The sequence below is a fragment of the Ectopseudomonas oleovorans genome, assembly GCF_029845265.1.
GTDB classification, from domain to species: domain Bacteria; phylum Pseudomonadota; class Gammaproteobacteria; order Pseudomonadales; family Pseudomonadaceae; genus Aquipseudomonas; species Aquipseudomonas oleovorans.
The window spans coordinates 41450-63671 of record NZ_JAOCLK010000012.1; the positions used below are offsets into that span (position 1 = coordinate 41450).

Annotated in this window: 24 protein-coding genes; 5 read left to right on the forward strand and 19 right to left on the reverse strand. The window is 64.3% G+C overall.

Features of this window, described 5'->3' with window-relative positions; all coding sequences use genetic code 11:
- From N5J71_RS08545 to rnd, 4 genes are all read right to left on the reverse strand, one after another.
- The gene (locus N5J71_RS08545) at positions 1-450 is read right to left on the reverse strand and encodes a YcgN family cysteine cluster protein (protein WP_125873707.1); all 450 of its coding nucleotides are present in this window, start codon (positions 448-450) and stop codon (positions 1-3) included.
- Positions 451-633: 183 nt separating this feature from the next.
- Entirely contained in the window at positions 634-1566 is a 933-nt protein-coding gene (locus N5J71_RS08550; protein ID WP_074858952.1) for a D-2-hydroxyacid dehydrogenase, read from the reverse strand.
- A gap of 147 nt (positions 1567-1713) precedes the next feature.
- Positions 1714-2007 carry a YcgL domain-containing protein gene (locus N5J71_RS08555; RefSeq protein WP_206408329.1) on the reverse strand — a complete coding sequence of 98 codons (294 nt, stop codon included), beginning with the start codon at positions 2005-2007 and terminating at the stop codon, positions 1714-1716.
- A gap of 169 nt (positions 2008-2176) precedes the next feature.
- A complete protein-coding gene (gene rnd / locus N5J71_RS08560) occupies positions 2177-3298 on the reverse strand; it encodes a ribonuclease D (RefSeq protein WP_279916681.1) in 1122 nt (373 codons plus the stop codon).
- 267 nt (positions 3299-3565) lie between these two features.
- Between rnd and N5J71_RS08565 the strand changes: the two genes are divergently transcribed.
- Positions 3566-4627 (forward strand): SMP-30/gluconolactonase/LRE family protein, encoded by a 1062-nt coding sequence (locus tag N5J71_RS08565; protein WP_108234070.1) that lies wholly within the window; start codon positions 3566-3568, stop codon positions 4625-4627.
- Between the two features lie 153 nt (positions 4628-4780).
- Here N5J71_RS08565 and N5J71_RS08570 read toward each other — a convergent pair whose 3' ends face one another.
- On the reverse strand, positions 4781-5461 hold the full coding sequence (locus tag N5J71_RS08570) for a spermidine synthase (protein WP_108234058.1): 681 nt from the start codon (positions 5459-5461) through the stop codon (positions 4781-4783).
- 129 nt (positions 5462-5590) lie between these two features.
- Positions 5591-6928 (reverse strand): NADP-specific glutamate dehydrogenase, encoded by a 1338-nt coding sequence (gene gdhA / locus N5J71_RS08575; RefSeq protein WP_279916682.1) that lies wholly within the window; start codon positions 6926-6928, stop codon positions 5591-5593.
- A 306-nt stretch (positions 6929-7234) separates the two neighbouring features.
- Here gdhA and N5J71_RS08580 point away from each other — a divergent pair, with 306 nt between their 5' ends.
- The 4 genes from N5J71_RS08580 to N5J71_RS08595 all read left to right on the forward strand — a co-directional run bounded on the left by N5J71_RS08580 (position 7235) and on the right by N5J71_RS08595 (position 11069).
- On the forward strand, positions 7235-8089 hold the full coding sequence (locus N5J71_RS08580) for a sulfurtransferase (protein WP_116618325.1): 855 nt from the start codon (positions 7235-7237) through the stop codon (positions 8087-8089).
- A 187-nt stretch (positions 8090-8276) separates the two neighbouring features.
- Positions 8277-8756, forward strand: a complete 480-nt coding sequence (locus N5J71_RS08585) for a hypothetical protein (RefSeq protein ID WP_074858937.1) — start codon at positions 8277-8279, stop codon at positions 8754-8756.
- 151 nt (positions 8757-8907) lie between these two features.
- Complete coding sequence (locus tag N5J71_RS08590; protein ID WP_257598689.1) at positions 8908-10173, forward strand: OmpP1/FadL family transporter; 1266 nt, start codon at positions 8908-8910, stop codon at positions 10171-10173.
- 284 nt (positions 10174-10457) lie between these two features.
- Positions 10458-11069: a response regulator transcription factor gene (locus tag N5J71_RS08595; RefSeq protein ID WP_003461692.1), complete on the forward strand. Its 612-nt coding sequence runs from the start codon at positions 10458-10460 to the stop codon at positions 11067-11069.
- On the opposite strand, the gene N5J71_RS08600 is transcribed toward N5J71_RS08595, so the two are convergent.
- The 13 genes from N5J71_RS08600 to cbiB form a co-directional block, all read right to left on the reverse strand.
- Positions 11070-12818 carry a hybrid sensor histidine kinase/response regulator gene (locus tag N5J71_RS08600; RefSeq protein WP_279916684.1) on the reverse strand — a complete coding sequence of 583 codons (1749 nt, stop codon included), beginning with the start codon at positions 12816-12818 and terminating at the stop codon, positions 11070-11072. It lies immediately after the preceding gene.
- A 12-nt stretch (positions 12819-12830) separates the two neighbouring features.
- Positions 12831-13091: a lipase secretion chaperone gene (locus tag N5J71_RS08605; protein ID WP_244185560.1), complete on the reverse strand. Its 261-nt coding sequence runs from the start codon at positions 13089-13091 to the stop codon at positions 12831-12833.
- A 334-nt stretch (positions 13092-13425) separates the two neighbouring features.
- Positions 13426-13977 (reverse strand): glutathione peroxidase, encoded by a 552-nt coding sequence (locus tag N5J71_RS08610; RefSeq protein ID WP_003461700.1) that lies wholly within the window; start codon positions 13975-13977, stop codon positions 13426-13428.
- 62 nt (positions 13978-14039) lie between these two features.
- On the reverse strand, positions 14040-14165 hold the full coding sequence (locus tag N5J71_RS08615) for a hypothetical protein (RefSeq protein ID WP_269076709.1): 126 nt from the start codon (positions 14163-14165) through the stop codon (positions 14040-14042).
- Positions 14162-15367, reverse strand: coding sequence for an MFS transporter (locus tag N5J71_RS08620; protein ID WP_021490054.1), 1206 nt, complete (start codon positions 15365-15367; stop codon positions 14162-14164). Before N5J71_RS08620 ends, N5J71_RS08615 begins: the two co-directional genes overlap by 4 nt.
- Positions 15368-15419: 52 nt before the next feature.
- On the reverse strand, positions 15420-15824 hold the full coding sequence (locus N5J71_RS08625; protein WP_074858922.1) for a MarR family winged helix-turn-helix transcriptional regulator: 405 nt from the start codon (positions 15822-15824) through the stop codon (positions 15420-15422).
- A 73-nt stretch (positions 15825-15897) separates the two neighbouring features.
- Entirely contained in the window at positions 15898-16629 is a 732-nt protein-coding gene (locus N5J71_RS08630; RefSeq protein WP_279916685.1) for an adenosylcobinamide-GDP ribazoletransferase, read from the reverse strand.
- Complete coding sequence (cobC, locus tag N5J71_RS08635; protein ID WP_074858916.1) at positions 16626-17198, reverse strand: alpha-ribazole phosphatase family protein; 573 nt, start codon at positions 17196-17198, stop codon at positions 16626-16628. The genes N5J71_RS08630 and cobC overlap by 4 nt, the downstream gene beginning before the upstream one ends.
- Positions 17198-18253 (reverse strand): nicotinate-nucleotide--dimethylbenzimidazole phosphoribosyltransferase, encoded by a 1056-nt coding sequence (gene cobT, locus N5J71_RS08640; RefSeq protein ID WP_074858913.1) that lies wholly within the window; start codon positions 18251-18253, stop codon positions 17198-17200. Before cobT ends, cobC begins: the two co-directional genes overlap by 1 nt.
- Entirely contained in the window at positions 18250-18771 is a 522-nt protein-coding gene (gene cobU, locus N5J71_RS08645; protein ID WP_108234050.1) for a bifunctional adenosylcobinamide kinase/adenosylcobinamide-phosphate guanylyltransferase, read from the reverse strand. Before cobU ends, cobT begins: the two co-directional genes overlap by 4 nt.
- An 89-nt stretch (positions 18772-18860) precedes the next feature.
- Entirely contained in the window at positions 18861-20309 is a 1449-nt protein-coding gene (locus N5J71_RS08650) for a cobyric acid synthase (RefSeq protein ID WP_279916686.1), read from the reverse strand.
- Positions 20309-21319 carry a threonine-phosphate decarboxylase CobD gene (gene cobD / locus N5J71_RS08655; protein ID WP_279916688.1) on the reverse strand — a complete coding sequence of 337 codons (1011 nt, stop codon included), beginning with the start codon at positions 21317-21319 and terminating at the stop codon, positions 20309-20311. The genes N5J71_RS08650 and cobD overlap by 1 nt, the downstream gene beginning before the upstream one ends.
- Positions 21312-22220: an adenosylcobinamide-phosphate synthase CbiB gene (gene cbiB, locus N5J71_RS08660; RefSeq protein ID WP_116618310.1), complete on the reverse strand. Its 909-nt coding sequence runs from the start codon at positions 22218-22220 to the stop codon at positions 21312-21314. The genes cobD and cbiB overlap by 8 nt, the downstream gene beginning before the upstream one ends.
- Between the last annotated feature and the right edge of the window lie 2 nt (positions 22221-22222).

Below are 22222 nucleotides of genomic sequence, written 5' to 3' on the forward strand. Positions count from 1 at the left end.
TCAACCCGCGCGGAAAATCAGATGATCTTCCCAGTCGTCTTCGGCCACGCTGTTCTCACTGAGCATGCGCCCTGATCGGGAAATGCGCTCGGCGTGCACGGCGTCCGGGTCGCCGCTGACCAAGTAGTGCCAATGTGGCAGATCCTTGCCTTCGCTGACCAGGCGATAAGCACAGGTCGGCGGCAGCCAGCGGAACTGATCGGCCTGCGCCGGAGTGAGCTGAATGCAGTCAGGCACATGTTTGACCCGGTTGGGATAATCGCTGCAGCGGCACGTCTGCAAGTCCAGCAATTTGCAGGCGATGCGCGTGTAGTAGACGGCGCCATCGTCCTCGTCCTCGAGCTTCTGCAGGCAGCACAGGCCACAGCCGTCGCACAGCGACTCCCACTCCCCCTGATCGAGCTGGGCGAGGGTCTTGCGTTTCCAAAAGGGTTCGAGGTCGGCGGCCATGGCAGCAGTATGGACTCAGGCGAAAAAAGCGCGGCAGTCTAGCTTGAGCCCCAGCCCTGGCCAAGCGGCGCATGCCGAGTGGCGCCATCAGGGATTGATTGTACGAGCCGGTCATCGCCGCTGGCGGGTTGCACCCGCCCTACAGATCTGCACCCGTAGGGCGGGTGTAACCCGCCAAGTGCCTCAATAACCGCGGGCGAAATCCACTTCACCCCGTAACGGCTCTCCCGTTTGCCAGCGCACCAGGTTGTCGATGAAAAGCTCACTCATCAGCGCCGGATCGGTAGGCGCCGAGCTGTGGCCGGTGAGCAGTAGGCGCGGGGCATTCCAGAACGCATGACCGGGCGGCAGCGGCTCTTCGCGACAGACGTCGATCACCGCGCCGGCCAACTGGTGGCGCTCAAGCGCGGCGACCAGATCGGCATCGACCACGGCGACACCGCGACCGGCATTGATCAGCACCGCTTCTGGGCGGAAATGGGCGAGCAGCCGGGCATCGTACAGATCGCGCGTGGCCGGCGTGTCCGGCAGCAGGTTGACCACGTAATCGGCCCAGGTGACCAGATGAGGCAGTTGATCCATCGCCGCCACGTCGAGAAACGGCGCCTGCTCACGCGCCTGACTGGCGACGCCGCGCAATTCCACCCCGAAAGGCTGGAGAAACTCGGCGACGGCCTGACCGATATCACCGCAACCGACCACCAACACGCGGCGTCCGCGCAGGCTGCGTGGCAGACGGTGATCCCAACGCTGCTCGACCTGCGCCGCCAGGCGGGCGAACAGACGCCGTTCATGGGCCAGCAGATGACCGAGCACGTATTCGGCCATCACCTGACCGAAGATGCCGACAGCGCGGGTCAGACGGTAATCGCGCGGTAATCCTTGCGCCAGCAGCGGCGTGATGCCGGCCCAGGTCGACTGCAGCCACTGCGGGCGCACACCTTCGCGCAGCAAGGGCGCGAGCAGGTCGGGCTGTCCCAGCCAGAGGTCGCAGTCGCGGGCGACCACACGCAGTTGTTCGAGCTGTGCGCCGGCGACCAGTTGCAGTTCAGGGCAGGCGCTACGAATACGCTCGGCGTAGAACGCATGATCCTCTTCGGCGATCAGCAGGCGCATGACTTACCAGGCCGTTGAAAAACTACCTGCGTTGGCAATACTGCGTTAAAAAAAGCCTCAAAATGCTCATTTACAGCATGTAAACTGCGCTTTTTCGGCTTTTTTTGCCTTGTCTTGCCTGCCTCGCCTACGTTTTTCAAGGGCCTGTTACACCGGATCGTTGCGGCGCAGCAGTTCGTCGGGCAGATGCTGAATGTATTCCTCCTCGGGCGGCGGCATCTGCAGGTGATAGCCCTGTTTCTCGAGATTCTCCAGCACCAGGCTGATGTCCTCGCGAGCCAACTGGCGCTCCGGGCTGAGCACCAGATCGAAGGCATGCGCGGGCGGGCCGAACACAGCGAGCAGCCCTTCGGGCACACGCTTCAGGGCATCGGCCTTGAGCACGTAGAGATACATCTCGTTCTTGCGCGGACTCTTGTAGATGGAACAGATGCGTTTCACGCGGATTCTCCTTCAGCGGCCAGCAGGCTTTTGAAAAATGTTGGCGAGGCAGGCTGGCCTGGGCAAAAGCAGTCGAGAGAGCGCAGTTTACAAGCGGCTAAATGAGCATCTCGACCGGGCTGGCGACCCAGACTGCTTTTAACAACGGCCAGACAACGTAGATAATTTTTCAATCGCCTGCGAGGCAATCGAGCAGCGCTTGCCCCATCAACTCCCGACGCCAGCCGCGCAGGGAGTCGGGCAATTGATAAGGACCATTGGGATAGCCGCTTTTCAGCAGGGCTTCCAGGGTTTTCTTGCGCAGCATCAGCTCGGGCACGATATCCAGGCGCTCGCCCTCGCGCTGGCCGACGGCGCGCAGCTTCTTCAGCAAAGCCGAGGCTTCGATGGGCAACGGCTCGGGCAAGGCTTCGGGCCACTGTTCGGGCGGCAGCGCCGCGGCATCATGGATCAGCTGCAGCAGCGTCTCTCCGTCCTGACGCACGGTTTTCGGGTGCATGTCCTCGATGCGCGCCAGCGCCACCAGGTTATCTGGCTGGGTACGGGCCAGTGGCCACAACGAATGCTCGCGCAGGATGCGATTGCGTGGCTGGTTGCGCGCGCGCGCCTCGCGCTCGCGCCAGGCGCAGAGCGCGCGCAGCACGGCCTGCTGCTGGCGCGAGAGTTTCCAGGCCAGCTTGGCATCGCGCCAGGCATCTTCCGGAGCGACTTCACGACCAAGATTGGCAACCAGCTCGGCACCGTCCTCCAGAATCCACTCGACCTTCTGCGGCGCCAGGCGGGCCATCAGGGCGCGATACACCTCAACGAGATGCAGCACGTCCTCGGCAGCGTAACGCACCTGCAGTTCGGACAGTGGCCGCTGCAGCCAATCGGAGCGGGTTTCGCCCTTGGGCAGTTCGATATCGAGCAGCGCCTGCACCAGGCGCGAGTAGCCCATGGAGAAACCGAGATTGAGGTAACCAGCCGCCAGTTGCGTGTCGAACAGCGGCGCCGGCAGGCTGCCGGTCAGGCGTAGAAAGACCTCCAGGTCCTCACTGCATGAATGCAGCACCTTGACCACTGTTGGCGCTTCGAGCAGCGCGGCGAACGGCCGCCAGTCGCTGATGCGCAGCGGGTCGATCAGGTAGGCGCCGTCGCCAGCGCTGACCTGCAGCAACCCGGCGATGGGATAGAAGGTGTCGACGCGCATGAACTCGGTGTCCAACGCGACGAAGGGCAGCGCCTGCCAGGCAGCGCAATGCTCGGCTAGGCTGGCGTCGTCGAGAATCCAGTGAATGTCGTTAGCCACGCGGCTCTCCCGTTAACGGGCATGCCGCACAGGCACCCCGCATTATCAAATGCCTACGCGGCATACCCGCCCCCTCATCCGGCGCTTCGCGCCACCTTCTCCCGGAGGGAGAAAGGCCCTAAGGAAGGCGTCGCTACGCGACTCTCACGCTAAGAATGCCGCGCAGTATATATGTCCGGGGCAATGCACGGGGCGCGGCCTGCCGCCGATCAACGGAACTGTGTAATCTGTGCCGCGCACCACCTCCGAAACGGACGCACGATAATGCTGAAGAAACTGCTTGCCCTGCTCGTCGTACTGCTGGCCGCAGCAGCCGGCTACCTGGCCCTGACCCCGAGCCCGATCGACCCGTTGCCCTGGGATGCCGCGCCTGCTCCGGCGATGACCGGCGTGCTGGAGCCCAACGACACCCTGATGAAGGCCGAGCTGTTGGCCCGCGGTCAGGTGCATGGCCCGGAAGACACCGCTGTCGACAGCCAGGGCCGGGTCTACACCGGCTTGCACGATGGCCGCATCGTGCGTGTGCTGGACGATGACAGCCTGGAAACCTTCGCCGATACCGGTGGCCGCCCACTGGGCATGAACTTCGACGCCAGTGGTCACCTGATCGTCGCCGACGCCTACAAGGGGCTGCTGAGCATCGACCCGCAAGGTGCGATCAAGGTGCTGAGCACAGAAGCTGAAGGCTTGCGTTTCGCCTTCACCGATGATCTGGATATTGCCAGCGATGGCACCATCTACTTCAGCGACGCCTCCTCACGCTTCCAGCAGCCGGACTACCTGCTCGACCTGCTCGAAGCGCGTCCGCATGGGCGCCTGCTCAGCTACGACCCGACCAGCGGCGAAACCCGCGTGCTGCTCGATGGCCTGTACTTCGCCAACGGCGTCGCCCTGTCGGCGAACGAGGACTTCGTGCTGGTCAACGAGACCTATCGCTATCGCATTACCCGCTACTGGCTCAAGGGCGACAAGGCCGGCCAGCATGACATCTTCATCGACAACCTGCCGGGCCTGCCGGACAACCTGCAGGGCGACCGCAATGGCACCTTCTGGGTAGCACTGCCGACCCCACGCAAGGCCGACGCCGACTTCCTCCATCGCCACCCCTGGCTCAAGGCACAACTGGCCAAACTGCCGCGCGCGCTGTGGCCGAAGGCGGTCCCGTACGGCTTCGCCATCGCCCTCAACGAGAACGGCGAGATCGTGCGCAGCCTGCATGACACCAGCGGTACGCACCTGCGCATGGTCACCTCGGTGAAGCCGGTGGGCGACTACCTGTACTTCGGCAGCCTGGACAACGATCGCATCGGCAAACTGCAGATTCATTGAGACAAGACTCCACCGGCGAATGACAGCGAAAAGGCGGAGCAGTCATTCGCGGTGGTGCGGTGGCGCGTCATGTTGGTGGGCTGAAGCGGATCGCCGCCCGGCCCATCCTACGGTAGGGTGGGCTTCAGCCCACCAAATCGAAAGGCTGCAGGCTCAGACCTTCTGGGCAATCCAGATGGTATGTCGCGTGCCCCTGTTGCCATGGGCATACACCTGCACCGCCTCGCCCTTGAAGCCCGCCTTGCGCACCTTCTCCGAAAATGCCCGGTCGGCGCTGGACGACCACACTGCCAGCATGCCCTTGGGCCTCAGCGCCTTGGCACACTGACGCAGGCCGTCCATGCTGTACAGCCAGTCATTGCCCTTCTGAGTCAACCCTTCGGGGCCGTTGTCGACGTCCAGCATGATCGCGTCGTAGCACTGCTCGGCAGCCTGCAGCACCTTGGCGACGTCCTCCTGAATGATCACTGCACGCGGGTCATGCAACGGATAACCGGACTTCGCCCCCAGTGGGCCACGGTTCCACTCGACCACCCCGGGCACCAGCTCGGCCACTGCCACCTCGGCGTCAGGCCCAAGGTGCTGTAGCGCCGAGGCCAGGGTAAAGCCCATGCCCAACCCGCCGATCAACACCCGTACCCGTGGGCGACTGGCGATCTGCTTGCAGGGAATTGCGGCCAGGGCATCTTCCGAGCCGTGCATGCGCGTATTCATCAGTTGCCCGCCATCACCACCGGCGATCTTGATGACGAAGTCTTCCCCATGCTCAAACAGGTTCAGCGCACCATTCGCACCCGGGATCGGAGCGGTGTCGAGCAAGACAAAACGTTTCATGCAGAACCAAGACCTGTGTAGCGAGCGTGAGGGCAGGCAGCATGCCTGAATCGGCCGGGCAGCACAGCCCCACCAGAAACGACGAGGCCCCGCGTTCTCACGCGGGGCCTCGAGTCTACTGTGATGAGCTCAGACCACGCCTTGCGCCAGCATCGCATCGGCCACTTTGACGAAGCCGGCGATATTGGCGCCCTTGACGTAGTTGATGCGACCGTTCTCTTCCCCGTGATGGACGCAGGCATGGTGGATGTTCTGCATGATGCCGTGCAGACGCTCGTCCACCTCGCCGGCGCTCCAGTGCAGGCGCATGGCGTTCTGGCTCATTTCCAGGCCGCTGGTGGCCACGCCACCGGCATTCGACGCCTTACCTGGGGCGTAGCAGATGCCGGCCTCGAGGAACAGGTCCACCGCTTCCAGGGTCGAAGGCATATTGGCGCCTTCGGCCACGCAGATGCAGCCGTTCTTCAGCAGCGCGCGAGCATCCTCAGCGTCCAGTTCGTTCTGCGTCGCGCAGGGCAGCGCGATATCGCACGGCAGATCCCAGGGACGCTGGCCCGCCAGGAACTGCAGGCCATAGTGCTCGGCCATCTCACGCAGGCGGCCACGACGCACGTTCTTCAGGTCCATCAGGTACAACCACTGCTCATCGCTCAGGCCGCTCTCGGCATAGAGAGTGCCCTCGGAGTCGGACAGCGAAATCACCCGGCCACCCAGCTCCATCACCTTCTGCGCCGCGTACTGGGCGACGTTGCCGGAACCGGAGATGGCCACGCGCTTGTCTTCGAAGCCCTGGTCGATACGCTTGAGCATCTCCTGGGCGAAGTACACGCAGCCATAGCCAGTGGCTTCCGGGCGGATCAGGCTGCCACCGTAGCTCAGGCCCTTGCCGGTCAGCACCGAGGTGAACTGATTGGACAGACGCTTGTACTGGCCGAACAGATAACCGATCTCGCGCCCACCGACACCGATATCACCGGCCGGCACGTCCAGGTCCGCGCCGATATGGCGATACAGCTCGGTCATGAACGACTGGCAGAAGCGCATCACTTCGCCCTCGCTCTTGCCCTTGGGGTCGAAGTCCGAGCCGCCCTTGCCGCCGCCCATGGGCAGCGAGGTCAGCGAGTTTTTGAACACCTGCTCGAAGGCGAGGAACTTGAGCACGCCCAGGTTGACCGAGGGGTGGAAACGCAGACCGCCCTTGTACGGACCGATGACGCTGCTCATCTGGATACGGTAGCCGCGGTTAACCTGCACCTGGCCACGGTCGTCGACCCACGGCACGCGAAACAGGATGGCCCGTTCCGGCTCGACCATACGCTCGAGAATGCCGGCCTCGCGATAGCGCGGACTGGCTTCGAGGAAGGGCCATAGGCTGCGCACCACCTCCTCCACCGCCTGGTGGAACTCGGGCTGGTCAGGATCGCGCTGTTTCAGGCGCGCCAGGAAAGAATCAACGGACAACGACATGCGGCACCTCGACACCACAAAAACAAAGTGGCCGGCACTCTATCAGGCGGCAAAGCACCAAAACAGATCAAAATGTCGCCTTGATGAAACTTCTTAGTGCATTTACTCGCACAGCAAGACTGGATACGGCTCTATAACGCGACTCTAATGGCCTTATGGCGCACCAAAACAACACCAGCGCTGCACGTATTTTGCCCCCATCTGACCTGCTGCGCACGACGGGGCCACGGTGCGATCTCAATGGAGGATCGAACAGCAGGCTAGGCGGTATGATCGGGCAAACGTTGCTACGACACAGGAGGCACCATGCCACTCGCTCAACTGATCAGCACGGAACAACTTCAACAACGTCTAGGGCAGGAAAACCTGCTGATCCTGGACTGCCACTTTGCCCTCGAAGACCCGGCCTACGGCCGCCGCAGCTACCTTGATGGGCATATTCCAGGCGCCCACTTCCTCGACCTCGAACAGGACTTGTCCGCGCCAGTGGTCAAGGGCGTCACCGGCCGTCACCCGCTTCCCGACCCGAGCGCACTGGTAGAACGCCTGCGCAGCTGCGGCCTGAAGGCGGACAGCCAGGTGGTGCTGTATGACGATGGCCCCGGCGCCTTCGCCGCGCGCGCCTGGTGGTTGCTGTTGTGGCTGGGCAAACGTGATGGCCTGTACCTGCTCGATGGCGGCCTGAAAGCCTGGCGTGAAGCCGGCCAGGAGTTGACCACAGCGGCACCGAGCAATGCCCCCGGTGATTTTTCCGCGCAGCCCGATAACAGCCTGCTGCTGACGGCCGATCAACTGGCCCAGCGTTTGGGCAACCCGGACCTGACCCTGCTCGATGCGCGGGCACTACCGCGCTTTCGAGGCGAGGTCGAGCCGCTCGACCCGGTCGCCGGGCACATTCCCGGCGCGCAATGCGCCGTGTTCACCGACAACCTGGGTAACGATGGCCGCTTCCTTGCGCCGACCGCCTTGCGCGAGCGCTTCGACAAACTGCGCGGAGAACGTCCCCTGGAAAATCTGGTGGCTTATTGCGGCTCCGGCGTCACCGCCTGCCACAACCTGTTCGCCATGAACCTCGCCGGCTACCCCTTGGCACCACTCTATGCGGGGTCCTGGAGCGAATGGATCACCGTTCCGGCACGTCCGGTTGCTACCGGCCAATGAACAGCGGTTTAAGCACGAATCGAAATATGCCTAATAGCTCAAGTCAGTAATCAATTTAAAAACAGACCGTTACCGCTTAAATATCGCACTAGGCTTGAGAATGAGCGGCTAACTCCGCTCCCGGTGGAGTCTTTATCGAACAACGATCAGAAGCACGGCCCCCACCGGCACCTTCCGCGAGGATGCAATGGGAATAGCCGCCTGCGATCTCAGCCAGCACGTGATCCGCCCGACCCTTGTCTACCTGCAGCGCCACAGCAACAGCGCCGAAGCCCTGCTACTCGGAACTGCCGCTTGCCAGTCGGCGCTGGGCAGCGCGCTGGATACGCCGCAAGGTCATGGCTTGTATCGCATCAGCGAACCGACCCACCAGATGCTCTGGGATCAATACCTGGCCTTCGATCCGGAGCTTGCCAGCCGTGTTCGCGGCCTTGCCAGCCAACACGCGTTTCTCGAGGCGCCGCACCTCGAACTGACGGTCAACCTGCGCTATGCAACGGCCATTGCCTGGCTGCTGATCGAGCAGGAAAAGCTGACGCTGCCGGCCGCCGATGACGTACTGGCCATGGGCCGAATTTGGTGCAAGGTTTTTCAGCCGCAGGCAAGTCAACAGGATTTCCTCGAGACCTGGCAGCGCTGCATCACCCCAGTGAGCCGGGTAGCCTGACCATTCAATCAGGAAATAAACTTCGTATTTTTCATACCTATTTGCAGAAATTGTCTGACAATCCACTCAATATCATTGAATTTGTTTGCCTTGGCAGGGAGCGGGAAAAACGGTAGCGTGCGCCGCTCGCCTCACCACAGGAGCCTCCCCCGTGAGCAAACGCCTTCTCAAGACCGGCCTGGCAGTTGCCATCACCGCCACCTCGGGCCATGGTTTCGCCAGCGGCTTCGCCCTCAACGAACAAAGCATTTCCGGCATGGGTACCTCCTTCGCCGGCCGCTCATCGTTCGCCGATGACGCCAGCACCGTGTTTGGCAACCCGGCCGGCATGTCCCGCCTCAAGCGCGACGAAGTGTATGTAGGGGCGGCGGCGATTCATGCCAAGAGCGATATCAGCCACGCCAGCGCCAACGCCGGCCCTGCGACACTGGCAGGCAGCAACGACGGCAATATGGTGCCGACCACCGGCGTACCCATGGGTTATTACGTCAAACCGCTGGACGACAAGGTCGCCTTCGGTCTCGGTGTCTACGTGCCCTTCGGCCTGATGACCGACTACGAGCGCACGTTCCAGGGCCGCTACTACGCCGACAAGAGCTATTTACGGGTGATCACCGTGCAGCCGACCTTGAGCTATCGCTTCAACGACAAGCTGTCGGTCGGTTTCGGCCCGACCTTCAACCACATCGAAGGGGAACTGAGCTCCTCGCTGCTCAACCCGGGCAACAGCGATGGCAAAGTGAGGGTCAAAGGCGACGACACCGCCGTCGGCTTCAACGCCGGTGTGCTCTACGAGTTCACCCCGAACACCCGCGCAGGCGTGACCTACCATTCGCGCGTGAAGTACGAACTGGAGGGCGATACCCGTGTTTCCGGTAACGGTGCACTGGCTGCTATCGCCGGCAAGTACGACGCCAATCTGGGGCTGACTACGCCCGAGTCGGTGGACATGTCCATCACCCACAAGCTGACCGATGCGCTGACGCTGTATGTCGGCAGCACCTGGACGCGCTGGAGCCGCTTCAAGGAAATCCGCGTGGAGAACAATTCCGCAACGCTGCCGGCCAACCTCTCCACCATCGTCGAAGAGCAGAACTGGCACGACGCCTGGGCCCATGCAGTCGGTCTGTCGTACAAGGTCAGCCCGCAGTGGACGCTACGCACCGGTATCGCCATCGACCAGTCGCCGACCAACAACGTCGACCGCTCGCCGCGCGTGCCCTCCGGTGACCGCACCATCTTCAGCGTCGGCGCCGGCTGGAGCCCCAACCCGGACATGACCATCGACGTGGCCTACTCCTACCTGCAGGAAGAGTCAGTGGACGTGAACCACGTCAGCGCTACCCGTGGCACCTACAGTGCGCGCTACAAGAACAGCGCTCATGGCCTGGGGGCTTCACTCAGCTATCGTTTCTAATCGCAGCGCAGCATTGGCTAACAGCCCATTGAAAACTACTTCGGCTTTGGCTTCCTGCGTCGCTCTACCTCCTGCATCCATGCAGTCGTGCGTTGCCATTGCTGCGTTAAAAACAGCCTCGCGTGCGAGCCCAGTCAAAATGCTCATTTACAACGCGTAAACTGCGCTTTTTCGGCTGTTTTTGCGGGGCCGCCATCGGTATTGCACTGACTGCCTCGCCTACGTTTTCAACAGCCTGTTACACTCACGCGGCAGAACAACAATAAAAGCCGCGTGAGAACATCATGACTGCCCTCTGCACCACCCTGCCCGACAATCTTCGCCTGCTGCTGGTCGACGACCACCGCATCTTTCTCGACGGCCTCTCCCTGGCCTTGTCGCCACTGAGCCAGAACCTGCAGATCCACACCGCGCACAGCGCTGCAGAAGCGGAGCAGTGCCTGCGCCAGCATGACTACGACCTGGTCCTGCTCGACCTGCGCCTGCCTGACGAACCCGGCATCGAACTGTTGCAGCGCTGGCTGGCGCGCGGCGAGAGCACACCGGTGGCGATTCTCAGCGCCAGTGACTCCGCGCTAGAGGCGCAGGCGGCGCTGGCCGCCGGTGCGCTCGGCTTCATCCCCAAGAGCTCCGATGGCAACGCACTGCGCCAGGCAGTGACCCGCGTCTTGCTGGGCGAAACCCTGCCGGCGCCAAGCAGCTCATCACCGCTGACACCCAGGCAGTTGGAAATTCTCCAGTTATTGGCAGAAGGCTTGCCGAACAAGGCCATCAGCCGCGAGCTGGGTCTGGCCGAAGACACGGTGAAAACGCACCTCAAGGCGCTGTTCGAAACCTTCGCCGTGCATACCCGCACCGCCTGCGTCAGCGCTGCCCGTCAGCGCGGCTGGCTGTGATCAGGTGAGTGCCTGGCGTGCCTGCAACTGAGTGGCCAGCACCTGGCGCAAACGCGCCGGCAACAGGGGCTTGCCCAAGGGAATGACGTGCGCCGGCAGGCAGCGTTCATGCAGTTCCGGGCTCAGATCAGCAGTGATCAACAACGCCGGCAACATCTGCCCTGCCGCCTCGCGCAGTCGCTCGATGGCCTGCAGCCCGTCGCCCCGCTCGGCTAACCGATAGTCGCTGATCAGCAACTGCGGCGCCTCCTGGCGCAGAGCCCGCAGCGCACCGGCCAGATCGGCGCAGGCCTGCACCTCGCAACCCCAGCGACGCAGCAAGCCGGCCAGGGCTTCGCGCCCAGTGGCGTCGTCTTCGAGCAACAGGATGCGCCCGCGCAACGCCAGCGCAGCATCAACGCGTGGTGCCGGCGCCGGTACCTCGGCCAACGGCAGGCGCAGGACGAAACGCGCACCGTCGTCAGGTCGGGAATGCAGCCGCAGGGGATGCTCCAGCACCTCAGCCAGCTGCCGCACGATGGCCAGACCGAGACCGAGTCCGCGCTCGGCATTACGCCCAGGATTGTCCAACTGACGGAACTCCTCGAACACCAACGCCTGTTCCGCTTCGCTGAGACCGCGGCCATCGTCCGCCACCTCCAACACGATTGCGTCGCCGTCACGCCGCACACTCAGCTTCAGGTGCTGCGCCTGTGCGTGCAGCAGGACATTGTTGAGCAGATTGCGCAGCAGTCGCTCCAGCAACAGCGGATCGCTGTACACCCCGTAGTCGTCACAGTGCAGCTCAAGTTGCAGCCCTTGTTGCTGCGCCTCTGGAGCCACTTCGGCAATCAGCCGCTCAAGCAATGGGCGCAGGGCGAACACATGTGGCCTGGCCTGCACGCCACCGGGCAAGGTCAGGCGGGTGTAGTCGAGCAACGATTGCAGCAGACGCCCCAGCTGCTCTACCGAAGCGGCCAGACTCGCGCTGATGCGCCGGGTTTGCTGATCACCGCCCTGTTCCGGCAGGTGTTCGGCGTATAACCCCATGGCGTTGAGCGGCTGGCGTAGGTCGTGACTGGCAGCCGCCAGCAGACGCAACTTGCGCGCGTCATCGGCTTCGGCGCGCTGGCGCGCCAGGTCGAGCAGGCGCAGGTTCAGCCAGGCACCGCGCTGACCGTGCTCCTGCATATAAGCACCGACGCTGCCGATCAGGTTGGCACAGAACAGAAACAGGCCCTGGTAGGCCAGCTCACCGCCGGTTTCGCCGAACAGCACACCCACACCGATGAACAACAGGCAGAAGCTCCAGCTGCACAGACTGATCTCGCGGAACGACAGCCCAAGCAGGGCGTAGCCGAACAACAGGACGAGGAACAGGCCGTCGTAGGGCATCGCCACGCCCTGCTGCCAGCACAGGTGCACGATCAGCGCGACGCTGACACCGTTAACCCAGTAGGCCGCGGCATAGACCAATGGCACCCTGGCAGGCGGTGCCTCGATCCGGCGACAGTAGAAAAAGGACAGCGCCAACACCGCCAGTGCGAGCAGGCGCAGCGGTAGCACCGTGAGACTGACCGTCAGCGGCATCAGCAGAAAATCCAGCAGCGCATAGATCAGCTGGAACAAGGCTGCCGTGGGGGCGATCAGGGGCAGACGCCGACGAATGCGCTGCACCCGATGCTCGGCAAAACCCGCCTCCAGCTCGGCGACGAAACGCAGCGAGCGATAGCCTCGGCGCTGCTGGGCCAGCAGCAGGCGCTCGCTCATGGGGAGCATCCGTCAGGGGTCGAGCGGCTCCGGCTGCTTCGCGGCAATGGCGTCATAGGTTTCCACACGGTGTCGGTCTTCACTGCTGAACAGCCGCTCGCGCAACTGGCGCTGCAGTTGCTCGCCATCCGCCTCGCTCAGCCCCCGACCTTGCAGGCTGGCCAACTCATTGCGATAGGCCTGGTAATGCTGCTGCCAGTCGCGCTCGCGACGCTGCTCATCGAGCAGGCGCTGCACGGTGTCATTGAAGGCAGCGACACTGGCGACGTGCACCCGGGCGCCATCGCGCTCGAGGTTCCAGGGAATGGTAGGAAGTAATTGACCAGCCCGCCGATGGTATTGAACCCGGTCACCCCGTGTACCAGCACGATCGGATACTTGGTCTTGGTGTAGTTGGCCTGGGCCTCGACGGCGCCAAGCAGAGCGAGTGTTGCCAGGGCAGCGGTATAGACGCGACGCATGGGTGCCTCCTTATTGTTCTTGTAGGGCACGCCGGGTGAACTGCCTCCGGCTCCTGGCCAGTCTAGGCAGGCAGACGGACACGGCCCATCGCCCAGATGGGTGAAGGGCCTTGAAGCGGGACGGCTCAGAGCCTGTTCAGAGACTCTCAGGGTTGCGAGGCGATCGCCTTTTCTACGGCGGCAATCAGCTCGGGATCGTCAGGCTTGGTCAGACTGGAGAAACTCGCCACCACCTTGCCCTGACGGTCGACCACGTACTTGAAGAAGTTCCAGCGCGGCTGCCGGCTCTGCTCGGCCAGACCCTTGAACAACGGGATGGCATTGGCACCGGAAACCGGCTGCGGCTCGGTCATGGCGAAGGTCACGCCGTAGTTGACGTAGCAGACGGTGGCCGTTTCCTTGCTATCGGCGGATTCCTGGCGGAAGTCGTCGGACGGCACGCCCAGTACTTCCAGGCCCTGATCCTTGTACCGCTGGTAAAGCGCTTCAAGCCCTTTGAATTGCGGGGTGAAGCCGCAAAAGCTGGCGGTATTGACCACCACCAGCGGCTTGCCCGAGAACTGACAGAGCTCGATGTTTTCACCTTTGGCGCGCAGCTTGGGCAGTTCGCCCTGGAGCATGGCCGGACACTCTGCGGCCAGCGCCGGCAACGCCAGGCTGGACAGCAACAGGGAACAGGCAAGAGGGCGAAGAGACATGGCGGTGACCTCAGGCGATGACGCGATTCCACCACGCTACTCGCAGGCCCAGACGCAAGCAACTAGCAGATACCGACGCCCAACTGCAGCAAAGCCAACCCACCCTGGCGCCAGCCCCACCAGGCCAGCGCCAACAGTAGACCAAAGCCCAGCGTCAGGCCGGCGAACAGCAGTACCCTGCGGCTCACGCCGGCGCACCTTGCAGCCGCGCCACCGGCACCTCACGCACCGGCCAGTTCAGCGCGGCAGCCATCACACTCAGGCCAATGGAGATCTGCCAGACCAGGTCGTAGCTGCCAGTGGTGTCGTAGAGGTAGCCGCCCAGCCAGCCACCGAGGAAGGAACCGATCTGGTGGAACAGGAAGACGATACCGCCGAGCATCGACAGGTTGCGCACGCCGAACAGGGTCGCCACGGTACCGTTGGTAAGCGGCACAGTCGACAGCCACAGCAGGCCCATGGCGATACCGAACAGGTAGGCACTCCACTGCGTCAGCGGTGCCACCAAAAACAGCGTGATCACCACCCCACGCAGCAGATACAGCGCACTGAGCAGGCGCGGCTTGGACATGCGTCCACCGAGCCAGCCGGCGATGTAGGTGCCGAAGATATTGAACAGGCCGACCAGCGCCAGCACCGTGGTACCGGTCAACGCCGGCAGATGGTGATCGACCAGATAGGCCGGCAGGTGCACGGCGACGAATACCACCTGAAAGCCGCAGACGAAAAAGCCCAGCGCCAGCAGCCAGAAACCGGAGTGACTGGTGGCCTCACGCAGCGCTTCGACCAGCGTCTGCTGCGGACCATTGGTCACAGGGGGCGGCGTCTCCTTGATCATTGCCGCCAGCGGAATCATCAACGCCACCAGCAGCCCCAAGGCCAGCAGTGCTGCCGACCAGCCGAGCCAGCTGATCAGGCCGAGCGTGCCCGGCAGCATGGCGAATTGACCGAAGGAGCCGGCCGCCGCAGCAATGCCCATGGCCATGCTGCGTTTTTCCACCGGCACGGCGCGACCGACCACGCCGAGAATCACCGAGAACGACGTGCCGGACAGACCGATGCCGATCAACAGACCTGCGCTCAGCGACAACGACAGCGGCGAGTCGGCCATGCCCATGCACACCAGGCCCAGCACGTAGAGCACGCCGCCGATGACGATGGCCTTGCGCGCGCCAAAACGGTCGGCCAGCGCACCGGTGATCGGCTGTGCCAGACCCCAGATCAGGTTCTGCAGGGCGATGGCGAAGGCGAACACCTCACGGCCCCAGCCGAATTCCGCACTCATCGGCGGCAGGAACAGGCCGAAACCATGGCGCGTGCCGAGCGACAGCGCCAGGATCAGCGACGCGCCGAGCAGCAGCCAGGTGGTTGAACGCCATGCAGTTGTCATCGATATCTCCAGCGGACGGTCGCCTGCGACCGTGTAGGCAGTGATGCGGCCTTCAGGCCAGTTCTTCGAGCAGCCTCATCAGCTCGGCACGGCGATCTGCGCCTAACCGGGCATTGAGCTCACGCTGCACCTGTTCCCATAGTGGCAGCGCCTGTTCGATGCGTTGCAGGCCGGCTTCTGTGAGCCGTACCTCGCGAGCGCGCAAATCGCGCCCTTCTCCCAGTTGCACCAGCCCCTGTTCCTCCAGCACCCGCAGATTGCGCCCGAGCGTGCTGCGATCGAGCCCCATGGCGTCGGCGAGCAGGGAAATGCTCGGTTGACCGAGCCGCTGCACATGACGCAACAGGGAAAACTGCGCGGCACCGAGCCCGACGGCCGCGAGGGCATCGTCGTAACGGCGGGTGACACCACGGCTGGCGCGGCGCAGTTGGGTACAGAGACAGGAGGTCGGCAACATGGATACAGGTATATACCCGCATCAGCGATGGGCACTCATACAGTTGCCCACCGCCTCGCCATAACAGTTGAGGTCAGAGACTCAGGGCCAGCGTCAGGAGCACGGCGCACTCGGCCAGCTCGACCAGTGCACCGGCGGTATCTCCGGTGGTGCCGCCCAGGCGTAGCAGCAACGCGCGACGCAGCCAGACGAACAGCAGCAATGCCGTGGTCAACGCCAGCAGCCCCGCCCAGCCGAACAGCAGCATGCCCAGTAGATGCACGCCCAGCACCCAGGGCAGTTGCCCGCGCGGCAGATGATCGACCAGGGCCTGACCCAGCCCACCGGCCCGCACGTAGGGCGTGGTTGCCAGCAGCAACGGCAACAGGCTGCGCCCCAGCCAGGGCAGCAGCAACAGGTAGATGCCGTGCCCGGCCTGCAGGAGCGTGAACAATGTGGCGAACTTGAGCAGTAACAGCAGCACCAGCACCACCACGGCGATAGGGCCGCTGCGCGGGTCCTTCATGATCGTCAGAGTGCGCTCGCGATCACCGAAACCGCCGACCCAGGCATCAGCCGTATCGGCCAGGCCGTCCAGATGCAGACCGCCGCTCAACCCCACCCACAGCGCCAGAATGATCGCCGCCTGCAATAACGCCGGTGTCTGCCCCAACAGCAGATGGGCGCCCCACAGCAGCAGACCGAGCAGCAGCCCCACTAACGGGTACCAAAGCAGCGAGCGCCCCACCTGCTCGGGGGTCGGCATGCCCGGCAGGCTGACCGGCAGACGAGTGAGGAACTGCAAGGCGATCAGCAACGCGATCATGGCAACTCCGCCAGTTGCCCATCGGCATCCAGGCGCAGACGAAAACGCTGGGCATAGCCGACGTTGACCTGCAGCAGATCCTGACGTGGCAGGCCGCGCGCACGCGCCAATAGCAGGCGCATCACACCGCCGTGAGTGATCAGCAGCAGCCGCTCTCCCGTGTGGCGCTGCTGCAAGCGCCGCAAGGCAGCCAGCACACGCGCCTCGAACTGCAGCAACGGCTCGCCATTAGGCGGCGTGAACGCATAGGGATCGGCCCAGAAGCGACCCAGCGCCTCAGCATCGCTGTCCATCAGCTGGGCAGCAGTGCGCCCTTCCCAATCACCGAAATGCAGCTCTTGCAGATCCGCCTCGAAGTGCAGCGGCAAGGCATTGGCCAGCGCGACTTCCTCGGCAAAACGCGCGCAGCGCTGCAGTGGCGAGCTGATCAGGCGATCCCAGGGGCCGGCGCCCTGCACCGCTGCGCGCAGTTGCGCCCAGCCCTGCTCGGTCAGCGCATCATCCAGGCTGCCACGCAGCCCACCGCCCAGCTCGGTTTCACCGTGACGCAGCAATTCCAGATGCAGCATCAGCTCGGCCTTTCGGCGACGGCCGCTTCGGCGAAGGTCGCCATCTGTCCGTGCAGGGCGCAGGCCAGGCGCAGCAACGGCACGGCCAATGCAGCACCACTGCCTTCACCCAGACGCAAGCCCAGCTCCAGTAGCGGCTCCGCTTCCAGCGCCTGCAGCACACGCACATGACCGGGCTCGGCACCGTGATGGGCAAACAGCAGCCAGTCGCGGCAGCCAGGGTTCAGGCGCACGGCGAGCAAGGCCGCAACGCTGCAGATAAAGCCATCGACCAATACCGCCATGCCTTGCTGCGCGGCGGCCAGGTAGGCGCCGGTGAGTGCAGCGATCTCAAATCCGCCCAGGTGGATCAGCGCCTGCAATGGCCCGTCGATCTGCGCCCGGTGCAGGGCCAACGCGGCATCGATCACCCGCGCCTTGTGCGCCACACCCGCGCCATCCAATCCAGTACCGGGCCCTGCCAGTTCGCTCGCCGGGCAATCCAACAGCCAGCAGGCCAGCGCTGCCGCCGCAGTGGTATTGCCGATGCCCATCTCGCCACCGACGAACAGATCACAACCAACGGCACGCGCGCGTTGGATGCTGTCGCGGCCAGCTTCCAGGCAAATCATCGCCTGGGCCAGGGTCATGGCCGGATCACGGGCGAAGTTCTGCGTACCGGCACCGACCTGCAGATGACGCACGCCTGGCAGCGGCGGCAAGGGTGCGGCAGTACCCAGGTCGATCACCTCGAGCGCCGCATCCAACTGACGCGCGAGCACACTGATCGCCGCACCGCCAGTGACGAAGTTGGCCAGCATCTGCCCCGTCACCGCTTGCGGATAGGCGGAAATGCCCTCGGCCACCACGCCATGGTCACCGGCAAAGATGGCGATCCACAGCTTGTCCAGGCTCGGCCGCTCGCGCCCCTGCAGCGCTGCCAAGTGAATAGCCAGTGCTTCCAAGCGGCCGAGCGAACCCGTGGGTTTGGTCAACTGCTGTTGCCGCGTTTCGGCCTTGGCCCTTGCAACATGATCGAGCGGCTGACACGGCCCTTGCCACCATTGCAGACTCATAACGCATCCCCCTTGAGCACCATGGGCAGCCCGGCCACGGTGAACAGCACACGCTGGCTGCGCTCGGCCAGCGCCTGGTGCAGCCAGCCGGCCTCATCGACATAACGGCGAGTCAGCTCGCCCAGCGGCACCACGCCCAGCCCGGTTTCGTTGCTGACCAACAGGATGCGTCCTGGCAACCCATCCACACAACCGAGCAACAGCTCGCGCTCAGCCTCAAGCCGCGCCGAATCCTCCAGCATCAGTAGATTGGTCAGCCACAGGGTCAGGCAGTCCACCAACAGGCAACGGCCGGGCGCAGCCTGTTCGCGCAGCACACGGGCCAGCGCCAGCGGCTCCTCGACCAACGCCCAGTGCGCCGGGCGACGCGCGCGATGCTGAGCGACGCGCGCATTCATCTCGCCATCGAGCGGCTGGCTGGTGGCAATGTAGGCGACCTCCAACCCGGACTCGTCGGCCAGCTTCTCGGCCAGCCGGCTCTTGCCGGAACGAGCACCGCCGAGGATCAATTCAAGCATGCTTCCATCCACATTCATTCAGCCCTGCGGAAGCGAGCTCTGCTCGCGAACCGTACGGGACATAAAAGCCTCGCGAGCAGAGCTCGCTCCTACAGGCCGCAAAGCGCCTTGAGTTTTTCGGTATCCAGGTGCAATTCCACCTGATCGGCCAGACGGTCGATATCGCGCTCGCGCAGCGCCTGGTAATCCACCGCCTGCACCTCACGCAGCCCGGCCCAGCGCAACAACGCAGCGAACGCCGAGGGTTGCTCGAACAGACCATGCAGATAGGTAGCAAGCACCTGCCCATCGGCGCTGAGGCCACCGTCACTGCGGCCGTCATCGAGTTGCACGGCGCCATTGAGGCCGCCCCCACGACTGACGCCGGCATGAATCTCGTAGCCGCTGACATCAGCCTGCTCCAGGCACAGCCGACCGCGGACGTTACGCAGCTGTTTTTCCGGCTCAAGCAGCGTCTCGAAATCCAGCAGGCCGAGGCCCTCGCTGCTGCCGGCAGCGCCTTCCAGGCCATGCGGGTCGTGAATCTGCCGGCCGAGCATCTGCAGGCCGCCACAAATACCCAGCAGCTTGCCGCCGTATCGCAGGTGGCGGGCAATGGCGGCGTCCCAGCCCTGCTCGCGCAGCCGTGCGAGATCGGCGCGCACACTCTTGGAGCCGGGCAGGATGATCAGATCCGCCGGGGGAATGGCTTGCCCCGGCCCGACGAAGGTCAGCTGCACCTGTGGGTGCAGGCGCAACGGATCGAAATCGGTGTGGTTGCTGATGCGCGGTAATACTGGCACCACCACGCGCAAGGCCTGTTCGTCCTTGGCCTGCTGGCGGGTATCGACGGCGTCTTCGGCTTCCAGGTGGAAATCCATCAGATACGGCAGCACGCCGAGCACCGGCTTGCCGGTACGCTGCTCGAGCCAGTCCAACCCCGGTTTGAGCAACGCAATGTCACCCCGAAAGCGATTGATCACGAAGCCCTGGACACGCGCCTGCTCGCTCGGGCTGAGTAGTTCCAGGGTGCCGACCAGATGGGCGAACACGCCGCCCTTGTCGATATCGGCAATCAGAATCACCGGGCAATCCACCGCTTCGGCGAAGCCCATGTTGGCGATGTCGCCGGCGCGCAGGTTGATCTCGGCGGGCGAGCCGGCGCCTTCGACCAGCACCAGTTCATGGCGCTCCAGCAACCGTGCATGGGATTCCAGTACCGCTGCCATGGCCACCGGCTTGTAGCCGTGATAGGTCAGCGCCTGCATGTTGCCGATGGCGCGACCGTGGATGATCACCTGGGCACCCATGTCGCTGTTGGGCTTGAGCAGCACCGGGTTCATGTCGGTGTGCGGCTCCAGGCCGGCGGCCTGTGCCTGCACCGCCTGCGCGCGGCCGATCTCGCCGCCGTCGGCGGTCACGGCGGAATTGAGTGCCATGTTCTGTGGTTTGAACGGTGCCACGGAAATGCCCTGGCGCCGCGCCCAGCGGCACAGTGCCGTCACCAGCGTGCTCTTGCCGGCGTCGGAGGTGGTGCCCTGCACCATCAAGGTCGGCATCAGGGCGTTTCCTCGAGGTTCGCCAGCATCGGCGCGCACTCAAGCAGCCCCTGCTCCAGACGCAACCAGCCACATTCGTCGGCCGGCAGGCCGAAGCGCAGGCTGTCCAGCTCGGCGAACAGCCGCACCAGAATGCCGCGCCGCGCCAGCAGCTCGGCGCAGGGCACGGCGCGACGGGTGCAGCAGAACTGGAACAGCGATGAGCCACCGGTCGACGGCAAGCCACAGTCACGCAGCAGCGCCTTGAGGCGCTCGCCGTCAGCCAGCAGGCGCTCACGCTGGCGGCGCTGCCCCTCACCATCGACCAACAAGCTGAGCGCCACGCTGCGCGCCGGGCCGCTGACGGCCCAGGGCCCGAGCAGCGCCTCCAGCTCATCCAGCAAGGCCTGTGCGGCCAGGACAAAGCCCAGACGCAGACCGGCCAGGCCGAAGAACTTGCCGAACGAGCGCAGCACGATCAGCCCCGGCATGTCGCTGTAGGCGGCCAGGCTGTGCTCCGGCGTGCAATCGATGAAGGCTTCGTCGACCACCAGCCAGCCGCCGCGCTCGGCCAGTTCATTGTGCCAGTCGAGCAGGCGCGCCGGCTCGATCAGGCGGCCGGTCGGATTGTTCGGGTTGACCACCAGCAACACATCCAGGTGCGGCAGCGCGCGATGCACCGAACCCTCGCTCAGCTTGATCACCCGATGCCCCTCACGTCGCCAGGCGGCAGCGTGCTCGGCATAGGTCGGTGCGAGGATACCCACGCTGCTGTGCGCGCGCAGACGTGGCAGGGCCTGGATCGCCGCCTGCGAGCCTGCTACCGGTAGCAGGCTGACGGCGCCGTAATAATCGCGCGCGGCCTGCTCCAGGCCATCGTCCGTTTCAGGCAGGCGCGCCCAGGCCGAACCAGGGACGGCCGGCAGATCCCAACCGTAGGGTGCAACCCCGGTGGACAGATCCAGCCAGTCCTCCAGCGGGATGCCATAGCGCTGCGACGCTGCGCGCAGACGACCTCCATGTTCAAGCACCCAGCACCTCCCAGACGATCAGGCATAACAGCCACAAGCCAACCCCAGCGATAACCCTGTTCATCGCCCGTTCGATATCCCGCGCCCGCGGCGGTGGGCCTTCGCCCAGTTGTGGGCGTTCATGCACCTCGCCGTGATACTCCGCTGCACCGCCCAGACTAATGGCCAGGCTTCCGGCACCAGCGGCCATAACAGGGCCAGCATTGGGACTGTCCCACAAGGGCGCCTGCCGGCGCCAGCAGCGCAGGGCCAGGGCAGTACGCCCAAGCAGCGCATAGGTCAGCGCCACCAGGCGCGCCGGGATGTAATTGAGCACATCATCGATCTTCGCCGCGGCCCAGCCAAAACGCTCGAAGCGTTCGTTGCGATAGCCCCACATGGCATCGAGCGTGTTGCTCAGACGGTACAAGACGACGCCCGGCGCGCCAGCGACGATGAACCAGAACAAGGCGGCGAACACGGCGTCGGAGCCGTTCTCCAGCACCGATTCGGTGCCAGCACGGGCCACCCCGGTTGCGTCCAGCTCGGCGGTATTACGGCTGACCATCCAGCCGACGCGCTCACGCGCAAGCCGCAGATCACCCAGACGCAGCGCGCGGGCCACCGGCTGCGCATGCTCGTACAGGCTGCGCAGGCCAAGGGCGAAGTACAGAGCGAAGATCTCCACCGCCCAGCCAAGCGAGGTCAGGTGCACCAACAGCCAGGTAAGCAGGGTCAGCGGCAGCACCGCCAGGCACCAGGCCGTTACGCCATGGCTGCGCCAGCCGCCACCGGCCGGGTTGAAGCGCTGCTCCAGGCGCCCTGCCAGGCGACCGAAGGCGACCAGCGGATGCGCGCGCCTGGGCTCGCCCAGCACGGCGTCCAGCGCCACGCCGACGCAGGTGATCAGCGCCAGGCTCATCG

Excerpts from the sequence above, each read along its gene's own strand:
- N5J71_RS08585 (WP_074858937.1), top strand. The coding sequence starts at position 8,277 with ATGGGAATAGCCGCCTGCGATCTCAGCCAGCACGTGATCCGCCCGACC.
- N5J71_RS08620 (WP_021490054.1), bottom strand. The coding sequence starts at position 15,367 with ATGACAACTGCATGGCGTTCAACCACCTGGCTGCTGCTCGGCGCGTCG.
- cobT (WP_074858913.1), bottom strand. The coding sequence starts at position 18,253 with ATGAGTCTGCAATGGTGGCAAGGGCCGTGTCAGCCGCTCGATCATGTT.
- cbiB (WP_116618310.1), bottom strand. The coding sequence starts at position 22,220 with ATGAGCCTGGCGCTGATCACCTGCGTCGGCGTGGCGCTGGACGCCGTG.
- N5J71_RS08610 (WP_003461700.1), bottom strand. The coding sequence starts at position 13,977 with ATGTCTCTTCGCCCTCTTGCCTGTTCCCTGTTGCTGTCCAGCCTGGCG.
- N5J71_RS08650 (WP_279916686.1), bottom strand. The coding sequence starts at position 20,309 with ATGCCGACCTTGATGGTGCAGGGCACCACCTCCGACGCCGGCAAGAGC.
- cobU (WP_108234050.1), bottom strand. The coding sequence starts at position 18,771 with ATGCTTGAATTGATCCTCGGCGGTGCTCGTTCCGGCAAGAGCCGGCTG.
- N5J71_RS08600 (WP_279916684.1), bottom strand. The coding sequence starts at position 12,818 with ATGAGCGAGCGCCTGCTGCTGGCCCAGCAGCGCCGAGGCTATCGCTCG.
- N5J71_RS08595 (WP_003461692.1), top strand. The coding sequence starts at position 10,458 with ATGACTGCCCTCTGCACCACCCTGCCCGACAATCTTCGCCTGCTGCTG.
- gdhA (WP_279916682.1), bottom strand. The coding sequence starts at position 6,928 with ATGTCGTTGTCCGTTGATTCTTTCCTGGCGCGCCTGAAACAGCGCGAT.
- N5J71_RS08550 (WP_074858952.1), bottom strand. The coding sequence starts at position 1,566 with ATGCGCCTGCTGATCGCCGAAGAGGATCATGCGTTCTACGCCGAGCGT.
- N5J71_RS08630 (WP_279916685.1), bottom strand. The coding sequence starts at position 16,629 with ATGATCGCGTTGCTGATCGCCTTGCAGTTCCTCACTCGTCTGCCGGTC.
- N5J71_RS08545 (WP_125873707.1), bottom strand. The coding sequence starts at position 450 with ATGGCCGCCGACCTCGAACCCTTTTGGAAACGCAAGACCCTCGCCCAG.
- N5J71_RS08570 (WP_108234058.1), bottom strand. The coding sequence starts at position 5,461 with ATGAAACGTTTTGTCTTGCTCGACACCGCTCCGATCCCGGGTGCGAAT.
- N5J71_RS08625 (WP_074858922.1), bottom strand. The coding sequence starts at position 15,824 with ATGTTGCCGACCTCCTGTCTCTGTACCCAACTGCGCCGCGCCAGCCGT.
- N5J71_RS08580 (WP_116618325.1), top strand. The coding sequence starts at position 7,235 with ATGCCACTCGCTCAACTGATCAGCACGGAACAACTTCAACAACGTCTA.
- cobC (WP_074858916.1), bottom strand. The coding sequence starts at position 17,198 with ATGCTGCATCTGGAATTGCTGCGTCACGGTGAAACCGAGCTGGGCGGT.